The organism is Gluconacetobacter sp., from assembly GCF_047721585.1.
GTDB lineage: Bacteria > Pseudomonadota > Alphaproteobacteria > Acetobacterales > Acetobacteraceae > Gluconacetobacter > Gluconacetobacter dulcium.
In genome coordinates, this window is sequence record NZ_JBDNXE010000003.1 from 27,108 (window position 1) to 43,904 (window position 16,797).

Consider the following 16,797-nt stretch of genomic DNA (forward strand, 5'->3'; position numbering starts at 1 on the left):
TTTTTTTAGGGCGTGCGAGGTCCCTGAATGAATGGTCGTCTTTTTTACTCGGCCGCCCGTGCGGGATTGTTCGGATGATGAGGCCAGGTCAGCACACCCTCCACCGGCTGCGGTACCATGGTGATGCAGTCATCGACCGGGCAGACATGGGCGCAGAGATTGCAGCCCACGCATTCCTCGTCGATCACTTCGTAACGGCGTGCGCTGTCGATGTGCAGTTTCGCGATGGCCTGGTGCGATGTGTCCTCGCAGGCGATGTGGCACAGGCCGCATTTGATGCAGGCATCCTGGTCGATTTTCGCGAGGGTCCTGAATTTCAGGTTGAGCTGGTTCCAGTTGACGAAATTCGGAATCGCGCGGCCGGTGACGTCGTCGATGGTGGCGAAGCCTTTCTGGTCCATCCAGTTGGACAGGCCGGTGATCATGTCTTCGACGATGCGGAAGCCGTAATGCATCGCCGCCGTGCAGACTTGCAGCGTGCTGGCGCCCATGACGAGAAATTCTGCCGCGTCGCGCCAGGTTGAAATGCCGCCGATGCCTGAAATCGGCAGGCCGCGCGTCACGGCGTTGCGTGCGATCTCGCCCACCATGCGCAGTGCGATCGGCTTGACGGCCGGGCCGCAATAGCCGCCATGGGTGCCCAGGCCGCCGACCACCGGCATCGGCGCCATGGCGTCGAGATCGACCGCGACGACCGACTGGATGGTGTTGATCAGCGAGACGGCATCGGCACCGCCGCGCAGGGCGGCGCCAGCCGGTTGCATGATGTCGGTGATGTTCGGTGTGAGCTTCACGATGGTCGGCATGCGGGTGTTCTGCTTTACCCAGCGCGTGACCATCTCGACATATTCGGGCACCTGGCCGACGGCCGAGCCCATGTTGCGTTCGGACATGCCATGCGGACAGCCGAAATTGAGTTCGATGCCATCAGCCCCGGTTTCTTCCACCAGCGGCAGGATGCGTTTCCAGCTTTCCTCGACGCAGGGCACCATCAGGCTGACCACGATGGCGCGGTCGGGGTAGTCGCGTTTGACCGACTTGATTTCGGCCAGGTTGACGGCCAGCGGGCGGTCGGTGATCAGCTCGATATTGTTGAGCCCGACCAGCCGGTCGCCATTGTAATTGAAGGCGCCGTACCGGCTGCTGACATTGACCACCGGCGGGTCTTCGCCCAGCGTTTTCCACACCACGCCGCCCCAGCCGGCCGCCAGCGCGCGGCGGACGTTATAGTCCTTGTCGGTCGGCGGGGCGGAAGCCAGCCAGAACGGGTTGGGCGAGCGGATGCCGGCGAAGAGGCTGCGCAGATCGGCCATGGCTCAGGCTCCCGTTGCTTCTGTGAGATCGGCGTGGATGGCCTCGGCGGCGTTGCGGCCGTCGCGGACCGCCACCACCGTCAGGTCGTCGCCGGGCGTGCAGTCGCCGCCGGCATAGACGAGGCGGCGCGTGGTGCGCCCCTGGGCGTCGACCGCGATGCGGCCGTTTTCGATGGCGAGTACGCCGCGATCCAGCGGGTCCGGCAGGAAAAGCTGGCCCACCGCCTTCAGCACCATATCGGCCTCCAGCGTGAATGTGCCCTGGTCGTGGACCGGTCGACCCTCCAGCAGCCGGCCCCGGGTGAAGGTGATCGAGCGGACCGCGCCGTTGGTGCCGTCGAGGCGCTGCGGTGCGGCCCAGGTGCGGATGGCGACGCCGTTGGTCTGCGCCCAGGCCTGCTCGACGCTGGTGGCCGACATGGTTTCGGCCCCGCGCCGATAGACCAGCGTGACCTCCTCGGCGCCCAGGCGGCGGGCCTGCACGGCGGCGTCGATGGCGGTGTTGCCGCCGCCGATCACGACCACGCGCCGCCCGACCGGGACATCGGCCCCGGTGGTGGAAGCGCGCAGGCCGGCGATGAAGTCCACGGCGTTGAGGACGCCGTCCAGATCCTCGCCCGCGATGCCCAGCGCGCGTACCCCGGCCTGGCCGATGGCGAGGAAGACGGCATCATATGCCGCTTCGAGATCGGCCAATGTGACGTCGCGGCCCAGCGTCCGGCCGGTTTCGATGGTGATGCCGCCGATGGCGGTGATGAAGTCGATTTCGTGCTGTGCGAAATCGTCCGGCAGCTTGTAGGCGGCGATGCCGTATTCGTTCAGGCCGCCGGCCCTGGGCCGGGCATCGAGGATGGTGACCGTGTGGCCGTACATGGCCAGGCGATGGGCGCAGGCCAGGCCGGCCGGCCCGGCGCCGACGATGGCGATGCGTCGGCCGGTTTCGGCGGCGCGGGGGAAGGGTTGGGTCCCCGCATGCATCTGCCAGTCGGTGGCATGGCGCTGCAATGCGCCGATGACGACCGGCTTTTCCTCCTGCGCCGTGCGCACGCATGCGCCTTCGCACAGGATTTCGGTCGGGCAGACGCGGGCGCAGGAGGCGCCGAGGATGTTGGACGCCAGGATGGTGCGCGCCGCGCCGGCCAGGTTGCCGGTGGCGATGCCACGGATGAAGCCGGGGATGTCGATGCCGGTGGGGCAGGCCTCCACGCACGGTGCGTCGTAGCAGAAATAGCAGCGATCAGCCTCGATCGACGCCTGGCCGCGTGTCAGCGGCGGGTGGGCGTCGGCGAAATTGATGGCCAGGCATTCGGATGACAGGCGGTTGGCGGCAATGTCCGGGCGCGAATCCACGATAGACGGTCTCCGTCATGAAGCATGACCTGTGACATTATCTATCGCAGAGTTTGTATTTATTTCGCAATGAAAAATTTGACTGTTTGGTCAGAAAATTGTGGTGGGGCGCAGAGTCCCCGCCGGGCAGAGTGTCGCGCCCCCGCAGGCGCCGATCGGCAGGGTCGCTGCGCCGCTGCCCGCAAGGTCCGGCCGCCGGGCTGCCCGAAGCTGTTCGAGCCCCTGATGGAGGATGACCGCGCGCACCACGCGGCTGCCATCCTTCAGGCGCCAGCGCTCGAAGGCCAGGGTCGTGTCCGGCGCCGTGTAATCGGGCTGGTCGGTGAAGGTCCAGTCGAGGCCGAAGATCGCCGCCAGCGTGTCGAGCGTCGTGTCATGGCCGGCGAACAGGATGACCCGCGTGTTTGGCCCGATTGCGCTGTGGTCGGGCAGGGTGACCGGGAGATCGGCCATCAGGTCGATGATGGCGCGGGACAGGACCGCACCGCGCGGGACGGCAAAGGCGGGCTGGCGACGGGTCAGTGCCGCCGCATATCCGTGCGCGGGCAGGACCGTGGCCAGCAGCGCGGCGGCGTTCGGCGTGCCCCAGGCCACCTGCTCCGGCGCCATGCCCTGCGCATAGGCCAGCATCATGTTCTCGGCGATGGTGGCGGCCAGGAGCGGGCCGCCCGTGAGGTGCGGCGTGCCGTGAGGATTGGAAAGGGTCAGAGGCTCCGTCAGGCACGGGCCGGCCGGTCTTGCGCAGCCGTCGGGCGCGACGAGCGCCTGGAGGCGTGTCAGCGCGGCCTGGACCGGTGGCGGCCGGTGGTCGAGGTCACGGGCGACGCCCTGCTCCAGAGCCTTGGTTGCGCGCGTTTCGTCCCGTTTCGCGGCGCCGGTGCCGACGGCATTGAAGATTGGGTCGGCGTGGCCTGCGGGCAGGGCGCGGGACTGGAGGCCGCAACGTGGAGCGAGATGGTCGGCCATGATCGCGCCGCTCTGGCGCGTGCGGTCGTCGGCGGCGTCCGCCCAGATCGCGACCGCTTCGGGGGCGGGACAGCCGGTGGCGGGGATGAGGCCGAACTGGCGGTAACGCTGGCCCAGCGCGTCCGTCATGGCGGCCAGGGCCGCGCGGCCGTGCGCGGTCAGTTGCCCCGGTGGGACCGGCCAGGCCGGCCAGTCGCGGCCGGTCTGGGCTTTCAGCTTCGCCGGTGCCCTGGTGGGGCTGCGGATGCCATGCCGCGCGACCAGCACGATTTTCTCCAGCGTTGCGCCGGCCAGGGGATCGTCGGGCCTTTCGGCTGCGCGGGTATTGCAGCCCAGCGTTGCGGCCAGGAGCAGGGTCGCGCCGACGGCGCGGGCGATGGTTTTCATGGGAGCGTTGCCGACAGGTTGAAGAAGATGCTGCGGCCCGACAGGCGCCAGTACAGCGGCGCGCCGTCGGGATAGCCGGCGCTGGCGGCCGACTGGTTGCCGGCGAAATCGCTGATGGCGTGGCTGTCGAACAGGTTGGCGATCTTCAGGCTGGGGGTCAGGTCGCTCATGAAACCAGTCAGGTGGTGGAAATGCCAGCCCAGGGCCAGGTCGGCGGTGGTGATGCTGCCGATACGATACTGGTTGGTGAACGCGGTGTGACCGTCGCTGTTGGTGGTGCTGTCGAGGCCCCAGTGATTGCCGACGAATTTGCCGATCAGCGAGAAATATGGACCCTTTCCGTCGTCGTACAGCAGGCCGAAGGAGGCCAGTATGTTCGGGGTGGACGCGATGCGCGTATGGGTGTGTTTGTACTGGGCGTCGTTCAGGCTGTAATTGCCGTAGAGCGAGAAGCCGGCGCCCAAGGCGTATTGGCCTTCGATCTCAAGACCCTTGTAGATGGCGCCGCCGCTGTTGACCGAGGTGCTCTGGGTGCCGATGCCGGGGACCTTGATCTGGGCCGAGGCGATGTAGTTGGAGAAATCGATGTAATAGGCATCGGCCGAGAGGGTCCAGCGCGTCTTCTGGAGGACAGTGCCGACCTGGTAGTTCAGCGTGGTTTCGGGGCTGACATTGCCGACATTCTGGGTCTGGAACACGCTCATCGGCGGGGCGAGGAAGCCGCGTGCGATCTGGCCGTAGGCGCTCCAGCCCGGCAGGATGATCTGGTTGATCGCGATCGAAGGTTGCCAGGAGGTGAAGGTCTGGCGGTCGTTGAGCGGCACTTTGGTGGATTTGTTGATCGCGGCGTCATAATCGCGGTGGAAATAGGAATATTTGATGCCGGGTTTGACCGTCATGCCCTTGATGGGATGCCAGTCGAATTCGAGATAGGGTTGAACCGTCGTGTTCAGGTCCGAAATATTGTAGCTGTATGCGGAACCTGTCTTGCCGGGTACCGGGATACCGCCCTGGGTGAGGTCGATGGCGTAGCTGTAGCGCCGGTCGTCCTGCACGTCGGCCCAGGCGCCGAACAGGACGTCGCCGACTGGTGTGGCGGCGCGAAAGCGCATCGTATCGCCATAATCGCGGAAGCCGGCGCGGGCGTATTTGCCGGGGATGTCGTGTTTGTAGGTGGCCAGTTTCTTGCCGGCGGCGGAATAGAATGTGACGCCGTTGGCGGAGGGGGCGTCCTGGCTGGCGTCGGTCGATTCGGTGTAATCATGCACGAAGCCGTCGGTGTACAGCTTGTTTTCGAATGTCAGCCAGGGGGTGAGGCGGGTCTTGAGATTGACGTAGCTGAAATCGGACTGGTAGGTGCTGGGATTGTAGCCGTAGTAGCATTGCAGCGCGCGATCGAAACACAGCCCGTAATCATGGCTATATTTCGCATATTCCGCCAGTGTCGCGCCCTGGGTGGTGTATTGCCATTCCCTGTCGTAGGTCGTCAGCAGGGTGACGGTGGTCTGTTCGCCCAGTACGATCACGTCCTTGAACAGCAGGTTGCTGCGCCGTTCGGCCGATCCGGTCAGGTAGCCGTCGGTTTCCTCATGCTGCATGTCCAGCACCATTGAGCCGAAGCGGGTCTTGCCGCTGTCCAGTTCGATGCCGCCGGCGCGGGTGTTGAAACTGCCGTAGGTACCGTAAGGCGTGACGCCGAAATGCTTTGCCGGTTCGCGGGATTCGAAACCCATCGTGCCGCCGAAGGTGGCGTTGCCACTGGTCGAGGCCGTGCCGGGGCCGCGATCGACCCGCACCTGATCGAGAAAATGCGAGATGAAGAGAGAAGACGTGGTGTGGCCCAGGTCGGTGGCATCGCCGAACGGGATGCCGTCGAACGTCATGTTGTACTGACCGTCCTGAAAGCCGCGCAGGCTGATTTTCTCGGCCTTGCCCATGCCCGGGCCGTTCGGGTTCTGCGACCAGACGCTGGGCTGGAACTTGATGATGTCGTCCACGCTGGCCAGCGGGATGATGTTGTTGGTGATGAAGCGTTTCTGGATCACCGAAGTGGGCTCGGTGATCGTCAGCGGCACGGTTGATGGGGCCAGGCGTTCGGCGCGGCGGATGACAGTGATGTCCTCTGCGTCTTTCCTGTCGGTGTGGGTGGGGTGGCCGGGGTGGGGTGGCGTACCTGCCGGGCCTTCGATCAGCAGGCCGCCGTCATGCTGCGGTACGGCGTGCAGGCCGCTGCCGCGCAGCAGGCGAGAGGCCGCGTCTTCCACGCTGAGCGTGCCGTCCACGGCCGGAGCGGAACGGTTGCCGATGTCGCTGCTGGCAAAAAGGATGTCGCGTCCGCTGATGCGCGCCAGGTCTTCCAGCGATTCCGCCAGGGGCTGGGCGCGCAGGTGCACGGTGACGGGGGCGGCGGTACCGGCCCGTGCCGGCTGGAGACCGGCGAGGGTGGTGGACATGATCAGGAGGGCGGCCAGGGTCTGCGGCGAAGGGTGTGGAGATGGCGAGCGTGACATCGGGGGAATCCTGTCTGTGGCGCCGGTTGCGCCGGCTTACAGGCGTGACGAACTCCCGCGATGAGTCCTCAATGCGTCCGCGCGCGTTTCATCAAAGCTTCACAATGCGCAGGGTGTGGGTGCCTTCGATCCGTACGGGAAGGAGATGCGTCAGGGCGCGGGCGAAGCCTGCCATGTTGCCGGTATGGTAGAGCCCGCTGATGCGCAGCGCACCGACGACGGGTGACGTGATTTCCATTTTCTGTTCGCTGTAGCGGTTCATTTCCATGATCGCCACGCTCAGCGGCGTATCGCGGAAGACGACGCGCCCCGTCCGCCAGGCGATCAGGTCGTCCAGTCTGGGGTGGTCGATGCAGGGGGCTTGGCCGGTGCGCAGGATGAGGCGTGTGCCGCTGCCGATCGTGATCGGGGCCGCGCCGGAAGCCGGGAAGGCCGTCAGCAGGCCGGCCAGGACCGTGGCGGTTACCCCGTCAGCGAGGACGCCGATATCGAACTGACCGGCCGGGGAGGTGAGTGTGCCGGTGGGTGTGGCCAAGCGCAGGGGGGCGCCGCCGCCGGGGAGCGACAGGGCGATCCGGCCGCCGGGTAGCCACGCCTGACCGTGCGCGCCCGCGGGGGGGAGGATGAGCATGCTCTGGGTATCGAGCAGCAGGTCGGCGCCGCCCGGCAGGACGCAGCGGCGCCGTTCGCCTGTTGCGGTACGCAGGACCATGGCTTCGGCCGGTGCGCCGGGCAGGCCGAACAGGCTGGCCGCCAGCCCGATTCCGCCCGCCAGGACGGTGCGGCGCGAGGCTGTGACCGGGCGTGACCGGCCATGCGCCAGCGTGGCCGAGGAGGTCCAGACGCCGGACATCAGGGCGAACACCTCGCGGTGGCGGGGGTGTTCGTCCAGCCATGCGGTGAAACGGCACCGATCGTCTTCGGTGCAGTCTTCGGCCCGCAGGCGGGCGGACCAGCGGGCGGCGGTCTGGACAGTGCTGTCGCTCATGGCGGGTCGACGTCCAGCAGGGCCGTCGTGAGGATGCACAGCGCCCTGCTGATCTGTTTTTCGACCGTGCTGACGCTGACGCCGAGCTGGGCGGCGATGGTACGGTAGGGCAGGTGGTCCAGCCGATGCATCAGGAAGATGCGTGCGGTGCGGGCGTCGAGGCCCGTGAAGGCGGTCGAGAGCCGGGCCAGTTGCTGCCGGCCCAGCACCACGGCGTCGGGCAGGGGCATCGGACAGGCGATGGCCTCCGTCTGGTCGGGAGGGAGGCTGACCAGGCCGTCGCGTTGTTCGCGCCGATATTCGTCGATGGCCAGGTTTCGCGCCGTGCGCAGCACGTAAGCTTCGGTGTTGGCGATGCCCGTGTGGCCGCGTTCCAGGATGTGGAGCAGGGCTGTCTGCAACAGGTCTTCGGAATCGTGCCGCCCGGTCAGGCGGCGAATGCGGGCATGCAGCGACGCCCACCCGGTCTGCCGGATCGCCCAATCCGTCATGTCCCTCGCGCCCTCGCCCCATTTCTGCCGGTAGACGGCCTGTCCGGTATCGGGGCGGACCCTAGAGGCGCGGTCTGGCCCTGTCATCGGCGCGGGGTGGGTAACGGATCGGTCTTCTTGAAAACTTCATGATCGCGGAGCGCATTCCTGCCCTGACTTGTTTTTCGGGTTCCAGCAACATTATGTTAAAAAAGAAGTCCCATGACGAAAAGGATGTCTGACATGCGGATTATGGCCTCGTTGGCGGTTGTCGCGGCCCTTGGTAGCGTGCCCTCGTTGTCGCATGCCGCGTCGCTGCATGCGGCGTGGGAGAAGTTCAAGGCCGGTCGCGCCCTGCACCATCTTTCCAAAGATGGAGAGCGTGCGCTGGCCGACATCCTGACCGCCCAGCAGTTCGTGGCGCAGGGTAAGGTGGACCAGGCCGTGCCGCCGCTTTATGACGCGCAGAAGCGGCTGGAAGCCGCCCGCAAGGCGGAGAAGCGCTTCAATGTGGCCGAGAGTGCGCTCCAGCCCGCGCCGCAGCATCCGGTGTCTCCGACGCATCAGCCGGTGACGACACCGACCGACTGGGTGCCGGTGGGCGGCGAATTCGTGGCCAGCGACATCCTGGCGCCCGAGAAGAAGGCGGCGGTCGCAACGGCCAATGCCCAGCTCAAGGCGGGCGATAGCCAGGCGGCGGCCCAGACGATGCAGGTTGTCGGCGAGGATGTGGATTTCATCGTCGCGCTGGCACCGCTGGACCAGATGGAAGGCGCGGTGAACCGGGCGACCGTGTTCGTCGAAGGGCGCCAGCCCAAGCAGGCGGCCGATGCGCTGAACCAGGCGTTGGACGGGATCGTCTTCGTCTCGCAGGATTTCGTTGAAACGCTGCCGTCGGCTTCGGGGCCGGCCGCCGCGCCGGCTGCGACGGCAGCGGTTCCGACGCCCAAGAAATAACGGGGCCATGGGGCGGGGACGGACGAAGTTCGTTTCCGTCCTTTCCTGAGTGAACGCCTCCTGTTGCTCCTTGCCTCGTCCTGCTCCGCGGGGGTAGGGGAGAAGCGGTAGGTTTGTAACGAACGAGGTGGCCGGGCCGTGCAGGGGCAGGACGCGATCAGGATGGAGCGGTCGGGCTTCGGCCGCTGGATGGTCGCCCTGTTCGTGCTGTGCGGCTATCTCGGCCTGCTGGGCATTCAGGCGCAGGCGCTGCCCGGCGAGATGCCGCGTGCCACGCTGGAACGGCTGGCGGGCATCCATCTGGCCGCGCCGTCCCTGTCCGCTGTCTGTGACGACATGCCCGGGATGGCGATGGCCGGCATGCCGTGCCCGCGCGATCGGTCGCATGACCAGGCGCCGGATCATGACGCCTGTCCGCTCTGCCCGCTGTTGCATCTGTCACTGGTCGTGCTGCCGGTTGTGCTGGCGGCGATCTTTGTGTGGCATCGGCTGGCGCGGGTGCGTTACAGCCCGGCCCGGCCCCGCGCGCCGCCTGTACGTCGGGCCCTGTTGCGGCCGCCGGCCATCGGACCACCGCGAACAATCTGAGACTCTGACTGGAGAGGCGTGCCGGTAGCGATTCCGCGCGCGGGTTCCCGGCTTCGTGGCGAATGGCTTCATAAAGCCGTTTCGCTTCGGTGTACGAGAACGCGCACCGGGTGGCCGGGCGGGGCTTTTGTGCCTGCTGCCCGCGCGTTGGCGCACTTCCGGTCAGGCTTCGGGAGAGTCTTCAGGGATGGGGCGCGACGCGCCCGTTCCTGATGGTTCGTCCCGTCGGACGCCTGCGGGCACGCGATCGGGAACCGGTGCGCATGCCCTGTCGGCTGTTGCTTTCTCTCAGATCAGGTTTCTATCATGACAGATCATGTCCGGTCTTCCTGGATCGGCGTCGTGGCGTGCGGCTGGACCGTCGCCTTTGGGTTGGCCGTCGCTCCGGCCTGGGCGGATACGGCGATGTCCGCGCCTCTCTCGCAATCCGCATCCCCATCGTCTGCGCAGGCGGAGGAGTTTATCACCGTCAACGGCGTTCGCCGGCAGACGGGGCATAGTGCGGATACGGTTGCCCTGCTCTCGCACGCCATGGGGTTTAGCAGCTATTCGGCCGGGGGGGTTTCGGCGCTTCCGGTGCTGAACGGCATGGCCGACGACCGGGTGGCGACCTTCGTGGACGGGATGCGCATCGCCTCGGCCTGCCCCAACCACATGAATCCGGCGATGTCCTATATCGACCCGGACAGCGTGGCGTCGGCGGTGGCGACGGCGGGGATTACCTCCGTCAGCGACGGAGGGGACAGTACCGGCGGGACCGTTTCAGTCGAGCGGCGGGACCCGCAATTCGCCAAGGCGGGGAAGATCCTCGTGACCGGGCGCATGCGTGGGGATTACCGCAGCAATGGCGGTGGGTCCGGTGCCTCGGGGTCGGTGACGGTGGCGAACGATCTGCTGAGTCTGCGTTATACCGGGTCCTACAACCATGCCAGCGATTATCATGCCGGTGGGGACGGGCCGCGCGTGCGTTCGACCAGTTATCTCAGCTTCAACCACGCCGTTACGCTGGGGGTGCATAAGGACAATCATCTGCTGACCCTGACGGTGGGGCAGCAGGACATTCCTTATGAAGGTTTTCCCAACCAGTATATGGACATGACCAACAATCGGTCGACCTTCGTGAATGGCAAATACAAGGGCGATTTCGATTGGGGCACGCTGGAGGCGCGCGGCTTCTGGCAGCGGGTCGATCATGTGATGGACATGTTGTCGGACAAGGGCGGGCATACGGCCTCGACCGGCATGCCGATGAACACCGATGCACGGACGGCGGGCTATGCGATCAAGGCGACGATTCCGCTCGGCCTGAAGCATGTGCTCGGGCTGGGCAGTTCGTTCGATCATAACGGGTTGAACGATTGGTGGCCGCCGCTTGTCGGCAGCATGATGATGGGGCCGAATACCTACCACAACATCAACGACGGCCATCGCGACCGGCTGGGCCATTATATCGAGTGGAAGGCGCAATGGCTGCCGCGCCTTTCTACCGAACTGGGGATGCGCAGCGACCTGGTGATGATGAATACCGGACCGGTTGCACCCTATTCCTGGACCGGGATGATGGGCATGGCCGATGCCATGGCGGCGCGAAGGTTCAATGCTTCTGCGCGCGGGCGCACGGACAGCAATTTCGATGTGACCGCGCTGGTGCGCTGGCATCCGGTCGACAGTCTGATGATCGAAGGAGGGTATGCGCGCAAGACGCGCTCGCCCAATCTGTATGAGCGTTATGCCTGGGGCCGGGGGGCGATGACGAGCAGCATGATCGGCTGGTTCGGCGACGGGAACGGTTATGTCGGCAATTTGAACCTGACGCCGGAAATCGCCAATACCGCCAGCATGACGTTGACGTGGCACGATCCGCGCGACCAGGCATGGTTGGTGAAAATCCAGCCGTACTACACCTACACCCACAATTATATCAATGTGATGCGGATCGGTGCCCTGTCGAATGGCCTGTCGCAATTGCAGTTCGTCAACCACAATGCGCAGAGCTACGGCATCAACGGCATGGCCTTCGCGCGCCTGTGGCGGAGTGATGCCTTCGGCACGGGCGAAGTGCGTGCCAACCTCAATTGGGTGCGGGGTGAGGATCTGGTGACGCATTCCGGTCTTTATCACCAGATGCCGACCAACGGCACGATTGCGTTGCACGAGACGTACGGGGCCTGGACCGGGCGGGTCGAGGTTACGCTGGTCAAGGCCAAGGATACGGTCGACTGGCTGCGGCATGAGCCGCGCACGCCGGGTTATGCGCTTCTGGGGTTGGGGGGGAGCTATCGGTGGCGGAACCTGACGCTGGATGCCAGCATCGATAACGTGCTGGATCAGAAATATTATCTTCCGCTCGGGGGACTCTCGCTGGGGGATTACAGGGCGACGGGAGTGCTGGGGCCGCTGCCGGGGTTGGGGCGATCCTATAATCTCAGCCTGACGGCGACATTCTGAGAGCCTGACCGAAATGCGCGCTGGCGGCGTGTCCTTCGCGCGTTTCCTCCGCGCGTTTTCTGGGCTTCGGTGCTCATGGCCATCAAGGCCACTCCGCTCCGATGCTCGGAAACACATGTCGGGCGCGGCCCGGAACGGGCCGCTCTCGCGCGCCAGCCCACATGTTCGGTCAGGCTCCGAGGGCTGGGTCAGCCGAAGCGGAAGCCGGAGAGTGCTTTGCCCATGATGGTGTCGGTGTAATCGCGGCGGCCAATGTCCTGGCCTGCCGCGCCTGCCGCAACCATCAGGGGAAGCAGATGTTCGGGGCGTGGGTGGCATAGCAGGGCGCCGGGTGCCTGGTCCCAATGGCGCAGGGCTTCATCACGCTGCGCCGGGGGGGCCTCCACTGCCTGTGCCAGCCAGTCGTCGAAAGCCTTCGAGGCGGTGTCGGACCCCGGATCGGGCTGCATGAAATGGGCGAGATTGTGGTACGTCATGCCTGTGGTGACGATGAGGACGTTCTGATCGCGCAGGGGGCGCAGCGCGGCGCCGGTCTGTAATTCGGCTTCGGCATTCATGTCGCGGCGCAGGGACAATTCCACGATCGGGATATCGGCGTGCGCGAAAGCGAGCATGAAGGGAACAAACACGCCGTGGTCGAAACCGCGTGTCGGGTCTTCTTCATTCTCGATTCCCGCTGTGCTCAGGAGCGTTCTGACCCTGGCGGCCAGTTCCGGCGATCCGGGAGCGGGGTAGCGCAGCCGGTAGGTATGGGCCGGGAAACCGTAATAATCGTAGATCAGCGGCGGATGTGTCGCGGAGGTGACGGTCGGCACGGTCGTTTCCCAATGGCCCGAGACGGCGAGAATGGCATCGGGGCGCCGTGGGAGGGTCGCGGCGATTCCGCGCAGGTGGGCGGCCATGTGGTCCCAGGTGTCGGGCCAGTCCATGAAGAAGCATGGACCGCCACCGTGCGGCATGAACAGGACCGGCTGACGCTTGGATGCGGCGCTGGACTGCGGAGTGGCCGTTGTCGGCGATTCCATGGGGGGTGCTCCTGATGGGTGAGGGGCCGCCGGGTTTTGTCACAGTTCGGGCGGCGCGATAAACCCCGGAGCGACGGGTTTCCCGCCTGTGCGGATGAATTTTTTACGTCTCTCCCAGGAACAGGGCTCTTTCCTTTTCGACTTCTCGGCGGAGCAGCGCGCAGAGGTGGTGAATGCGCCTCGTGCCGCGTTCGTCGGCGCGGGTGACCAGCCAGTAGATGCGGCGCAGGGTCATCGTTTCGGGCAGGATGCGGACCAGGTGGGGACGGGTGGCGGCGACGAAGGCGGGGAGGACGGCGAGGCAGAGGCCGGAACAGGTGGCCTCCATCTGGGCGAGGATGCTGGAATTCTGAATCCGCACCGCCCGCGCGGGGATGCCCATGGCGCCCTGGTAATCCAGTTCGCGCGTGAACAGGAGTTCGTCGACATAGCCGGCGAACATGTGCTCGGCCAGGTCCTCGCGCGTGCGGATGGGGGCGTGGCGGGCTAGGTAGTCGGGGCTGGCGTAGATGAACAGGTTGTATTCGCCTAGTTCTTCGCCCGCGAAGCGGTTGCTGCTGGGCGGGGTGAGGGTGATGGCGATATCGGCGTGGCGGCGGGCGAGGGAGACGATCTGCTGGATCGTCTCCATCTCCACCGTCAGGCCGGGATTGTTGGCCAGCAGCAGGCCGATGCGCGGCGCGAGGAAGAAATTGGCGAAGCCCTCCAGCGCGCTGATGCGGATGGTGCCGGACAGGCCGCCTTCGCTGGTCTCGGTAATGCGGCCGGCTTCCTTGTCCATGCCCTCGACCGCCGCCAGCAGCCGTTCACCTTGTCGTGTCATCGCGTAGCCGCGCAGGTGCCGCTCGAACAGCGAGGCGTCCATCGCCTGCTCCAGCGACTGGATGTGACGGCCTACCGTGGCATGGTCCACGCCGAGCTGCCGACCGGCCACCGACAGCGATCCGCCGCGGGCGACAGCCAGAAAATATTGCAGGTCCCGCCAGTCCAGCCCGCGTTTCATCTGCCTTGCTCCCTATGATCCCGCACATCGGGCCGCCTGTTGCCGTGCAGATTTGCACAGGCCATGGGCGAAAACGCCTAATTTTCGCGCGAGCGTCTCCGCGTTAGCCCGGAGGCAACATCAACAAGAAGAGGCACCGCCGACAGGGCGGACAAGAGGCTGCTTGAAAACTCGTGTCGGATGGTCCGAGCAGCCTCGAAAGCCTCTCCGGACGGTCAGGAGTTCTGCCCATGACAGCCTTATCCCTGCCTCCCTTCGTCCGTCTCGGTGGCGGGGCGCTCGATGAATTGCCGGCCGCGTTGCGTCAGGCCGGACTTCGGGCGCCCTTTATCATTACCGACCGTTTCATGGCCGCGTCCGGCGTGCTGGAACGGGTTCATGCGCTGTTGAGCGCGGACGACCTCAAGGTGCGGGCTTTCACCGATACGGTGCCGGACCCGACGGTGGCCTGTGTGGGAGCGGCGCTGGGGATGCTGCGCGAGGGCGCGCATGACTGCGTGATCGGGCTTGGGGGCGGCAGTCCCATCGACACGGCGAAAATGGTGGCCGTGCTGGCGGTGCATGACACCACGCCGGCGCGGCTGAAAGCGCCCTTCGTGCAGGATGCGCCGGGGCTGCCGATCATCGCCATTCCGACCACGGCCGGCACCGGATCGGAGGCCACGCGCGTGACCGTCATTACCGACGAGGCCACGGACGAGAAGATGCTGTGCATGGGGGCGGCCTATCAGCCCCGGATCGCCATCGTCGATTATGAACTGACCCTGTCGATGCCGGCCCGCCTGACGGCGGATACCGGGATCGACGCGCTGACCCACGCGCTGGAAGCCTATGTCTCGCGCAGGGCCAGCCCGTTTACCGATGCGCTGGCGCTGACGGCGATGAAGCGCATCTGGACCCATCTGCCCACCTGCTGCGTCGAGCCTGGCAATCGCGAAGCCCGGGCTGCCGTGATGGAAGGCGCGTTCGAGGCCGGGATGGCGTTCTCCAATGCCTCGGTGGCGCTGGTGCATGGCATGAGCCGGCCGATCGGGGCGCATTTCCATGTCGCGCATGGTCTGTCGAACGCGATGCTGCTGCCGGAGATCACGGCGTGGTCGCTGTCGGGGGCGCCTGGACGCTACGCCGAATGTGCGCGGGCCATGGGGGTTGTGGGCGCGGACGTGTCCGACGCGGCGGCAGGGGAGGCGCTGGTGGCGGCGCTGCGGGCGCGCAATGCGGAACTGGGGGTGCCGTCACCGCAATCCTTCGGGCTGGATGCCGCGCGCTGGGACAATCTGCTGCCGCTGATGGCGGATCAGGCGCTGGCTTCCGGCTCGCCCGCGCATAATCCGCGTGTGCCGACCGCAGCCGAAATCGTGGACCTTTATCGTCGCGTCTGGGCCTGAACCGATCAGCACACGGGATTGACCGTCATGCAGAATAAAGATGCTGCCGCCCGTCCGATGTATGGGCTGGTCTTCGCCTCCAGTGTCGGCACCATTATCGAATGGTACGATTTCTTCCTTTACGGAAGCCTGGCCATCTTCTTTGCCAAACTGTTCTATCCGCCGCAGGACGGGGTGGCGGGGACGCTGATCAGCGTCGCGACCTTCGCCACCGGTTTTGCCGTGCGGCCGCTCGGCAGCCTGATCTTCGGCCATATGGGGGACCGGTTCGGGCGCAAGGTCACGTTTCTGGCCACGTTGCTGATCATGGGCTGTTCCACCGCCGCCATCGGGTTTCTGCCGACCTATGCCACGGCGGGTTATCTGGCGCCCGTGCTGCTGATCTCGCTGCGGATCGTCCAGGGGTTGGCGTTGGGCGGGGAATATGGGGGTGCTGCTACCTATGTGGCCGAACATGCGCCGCCGCATGAGCGTGGCAAATGGGCCAGCTATATCCAGGCCATGGCGTCGGGCGGGTTCGTGCTGTCGCTGGCCATGGTGCTTGGCCTGCGGCTGGGGCTGGGGGAGCAGAGTTTCGCTGCCTGGGGATGGCGCCTGCCGTTCCTGGTCTCGATCGTGCTGGTGGGGGTGTCGTTTCGGATTCGCATGCGGCTGCATGAATCGCCCGTCTTTCTGGACATGCAGAAGAACAAGCAGCTCTCGGCCTCGCCGATCCGCGATGCCTTTACCATTCCAGGCAATGCGCGGCGGATCGTGAGTTTTCTGTTCGGCGTGGCCTGCGCGCAGGCCATCACCTTCTATACCGCGCAGTTCTATGCCCTCTATTTCCTGCAAAGCGTCATGCATGTGGATTTCCTCTCCGCCACGCTGGCGGTGGCGCTGGGCGCGGTGTGCGGGCTGCCGTTCTTCATCGTCTTCGGCGCGCTGTCGGACCGGATCGGGCGCAAGCGGCTGTCGCTGTGCGGGATGGCGGCGGCGGTTGTTCTCTACCTGCCGATGTTCATGCTGCTGCGCTCCGCCGTGCATGGCACGACGATCGACTTTCTGCCTGTCGCGGGAACGGTGTTCCTGCTGGTGGTGATTGCCGCCATGATTTACGGGCCTTATGGCGCCTTTATCGTCGAGAGTTTTCCGCCGGCGGTCCGCTATACGTCGATTTCCATTCCCTATCATATCGGCAACGGGATTTTCGGTGGCTTCCTGCCGCTGATCGGCCTCAGCCTGGTCAATCTCACCGGGAATGTCTTCGCGGGGCTGCTTTATCCGATCGCGGTCTGCATTGTCGGCTTTCTCGTCACCCTTTTCTTCGTGCCTGAAACGCTGCCTGTCGGTGGCGACCGGAAACGCCAAGTGGCATCGCTGTCGGCGCTGATTCCGGAATCCGGGCAGGAAATCTGACTATCA

The 16,797-nt window shown here is 65.6% G+C and carries 13 protein-coding genes; 5 read left to right on the forward strand and 8 right to left on the reverse strand.

The features are described 5' to 3' along the window. Positions 1-44: 44 nt before the first annotated feature. From preA to ABF821_RS01345, 6 genes are all read right to left on the reverse strand, one after another. Positions 45-1,313: an NAD-dependent dihydropyrimidine dehydrogenase subunit PreA gene (gene preA, locus ABF821_RS01320; RefSeq protein ID WP_415528810.1), complete on the reverse strand. Its 1,269-nt coding sequence runs from the start codon at positions 1,311-1,313 to the stop codon at positions 45-47. A gap of 3 nt (positions 1,314-1,316) precedes the next feature. After that, positions 1,317-2,663, reverse strand: a complete 1,347-nt coding sequence (locus ABF821_RS01325) for an NAD(P)-dependent oxidoreductase (protein ID WP_415528811.1) — start codon at positions 2,661-2,663, stop codon at positions 1,317-1,319. A 90-nt stretch (positions 2,664-2,753) separates the two neighbouring features. Next, a complete protein-coding gene (locus tag ABF821_RS01330; protein WP_415528812.1) occupies positions 2,754-4,016 on the reverse strand; it encodes a histidine-type phosphatase in 1,263 nt (420 codons plus the stop codon). Beyond that, a complete protein-coding gene (locus ABF821_RS01335) occupies positions 4,013-6,526 on the reverse strand; it encodes a TonB-dependent receptor domain-containing protein (RefSeq protein ID WP_415528813.1) in 2,514 nt (837 codons plus the stop codon). Before ABF821_RS01335 ends, ABF821_RS01330 begins: the two co-directional genes overlap by 4 nt. Before the next feature lie 91 nt (positions 6,527-6,617). Next, a complete protein-coding gene (locus ABF821_RS01340; protein ID WP_415528814.1) occupies positions 6,618-7,514 on the reverse strand; it encodes a FecR family protein in 897 nt (298 codons plus the stop codon). Next, positions 7,511-8,005 carry an RNA polymerase sigma factor gene (locus ABF821_RS01345; protein WP_183008612.1) on the reverse strand — a complete coding sequence of 165 codons (495 nt, stop codon included), beginning with the start codon at positions 8,003-8,005 and terminating at the stop codon, positions 7,511-7,513. The genes ABF821_RS01340 and ABF821_RS01345 overlap by 4 nt, the downstream gene beginning before the upstream one ends. Positions 8,006-8,227: 222 nt before the next feature. Between ABF821_RS01345 and ABF821_RS01350 the strand changes: the two genes are divergently transcribed. From ABF821_RS01350 to ABF821_RS01360, 3 genes are all read left to right on the forward strand, one after another. After that, positions 8,228-8,941: a YfdX family protein gene (locus tag ABF821_RS01350; RefSeq protein WP_182975093.1), complete on the forward strand. Its 714-nt coding sequence runs from the start codon at positions 8,228-8,230 to the stop codon at positions 8,939-8,941. Between the two features lie 138 nt (positions 8,942-9,079). After that, positions 9,080-9,529, forward strand: coding sequence for a hypothetical protein (locus tag ABF821_RS01355; RefSeq protein ID WP_415528815.1), 450 nt, complete (start codon positions 9,080-9,082; stop codon positions 9,527-9,529). A 306-nt stretch (positions 9,530-9,835) separates the two neighbouring features. After that, positions 9,836-11,977: a TonB-dependent receptor gene (locus ABF821_RS01360; protein WP_415528816.1), complete on the forward strand. Its 2,142-nt coding sequence runs from the start codon at positions 9,836-9,838 to the stop codon at positions 11,975-11,977. A gap of 188 nt (positions 11,978-12,165) precedes the next feature. Here ABF821_RS01360 and ABF821_RS01365 read toward each other — a convergent pair whose 3' ends face one another. Both ABF821_RS01365 and ABF821_RS01370 read right to left on the reverse strand, forming a co-directional pair. Beyond that, a complete protein-coding gene (locus ABF821_RS01365) occupies positions 12,166-13,002 on the reverse strand; it encodes a DODA-type extradiol aromatic ring-opening family dioxygenase (RefSeq protein ID WP_415528817.1) in 837 nt (278 codons plus the stop codon). 103 nt (positions 13,003-13,105) lie between these two features. After that, positions 13,106-14,005, reverse strand: coding sequence for a LysR family transcriptional regulator (locus tag ABF821_RS01370; RefSeq protein WP_415528818.1), 900 nt, complete (start codon positions 14,003-14,005; stop codon positions 13,106-13,108). A gap of 230 nt (positions 14,006-14,235) precedes the next feature. Between ABF821_RS01370 and ABF821_RS01375 the strand changes: the two genes are divergently transcribed. Both ABF821_RS01375 and ABF821_RS01380 read left to right on the forward strand, forming a co-directional pair. Continuing rightward, positions 14,236-15,393 carry an iron-containing alcohol dehydrogenase gene (locus ABF821_RS01375; protein ID WP_415528819.1) on the forward strand — a complete coding sequence of 386 codons (1,158 nt, stop codon included), beginning with the start codon at positions 14,236-14,238 and terminating at the stop codon, positions 15,391-15,393. A gap of 27 nt (positions 15,394-15,420) precedes the next feature. Continuing rightward, on the forward strand, positions 15,421-16,791 hold the full coding sequence (locus ABF821_RS01380; protein WP_183008606.1) for an MFS transporter: 1,371 nt from the start codon (positions 15,421-15,423) through the stop codon (positions 16,789-16,791). The last annotated feature ends 6 nt before the right edge of the window (positions 16,792-16,797 follow it).

Excerpts from the sequence above, each read along its gene's own strand:
- preA (WP_415528810.1), bottom strand. The coding sequence starts at position 1,313 with ATGGCCGATCTGCGCAGCCTCTTCGCCGGCATCCGCTCGCCCAACCCG.
- ABF821_RS01330 (WP_415528812.1), bottom strand. The coding sequence starts at position 4,016 with ATGAAAACCATCGCCCGCGCCGTCGGCGCGACCCTGCTCCTGGCCGCA.
- ABF821_RS01335 (WP_415528813.1), bottom strand. The coding sequence starts at position 6,526 with ATGTCACGCTCGCCATCTCCACACCCTTCGCCGCAGACCCTGGCCGCC.
- ABF821_RS01340 (WP_415528814.1), bottom strand. The coding sequence starts at position 7,514 with ATGAGCGACAGCACTGTCCAGACCGCCGCCCGCTGGTCCGCCCGCCTG.
- ABF821_RS01345 (WP_183008612.1), bottom strand. The coding sequence starts at position 8,005 with ATGACGGATTGGGCGATCCGGCAGACCGGGTGGGCGTCGCTGCATGCC.
- ABF821_RS01350 (WP_182975093.1), top strand. The coding sequence starts at position 8,228 with ATGCGGATTATGGCCTCGTTGGCGGTTGTCGCGGCCCTTGGTAGCGTG.
- ABF821_RS01360 (WP_415528816.1), top strand. The coding sequence starts at position 9,836 with ATGACAGATCATGTCCGGTCTTCCTGGATCGGCGTCGTGGCGTGCGGC.
- ABF821_RS01365 (WP_415528817.1), bottom strand. The coding sequence starts at position 13,002 with ATGGAATCGCCGACAACGGCCACTCCGCAGTCCAGCGCCGCATCCAAG.
- ABF821_RS01370 (WP_415528818.1), bottom strand. The coding sequence starts at position 14,005 with ATGAAACGCGGGCTGGACTGGCGGGACCTGCAATATTTTCTGGCTGTC.
- ABF821_RS01375 (WP_415528819.1), top strand. The coding sequence starts at position 14,236 with ATGACAGCCTTATCCCTGCCTCCCTTCGTCCGTCTCGGTGGCGGGGCG.
- ABF821_RS01380 (WP_183008606.1), top strand. The coding sequence starts at position 15,421 with ATGCAGAATAAAGATGCTGCCGCCCGTCCGATGTATGGGCTGGTCTTC.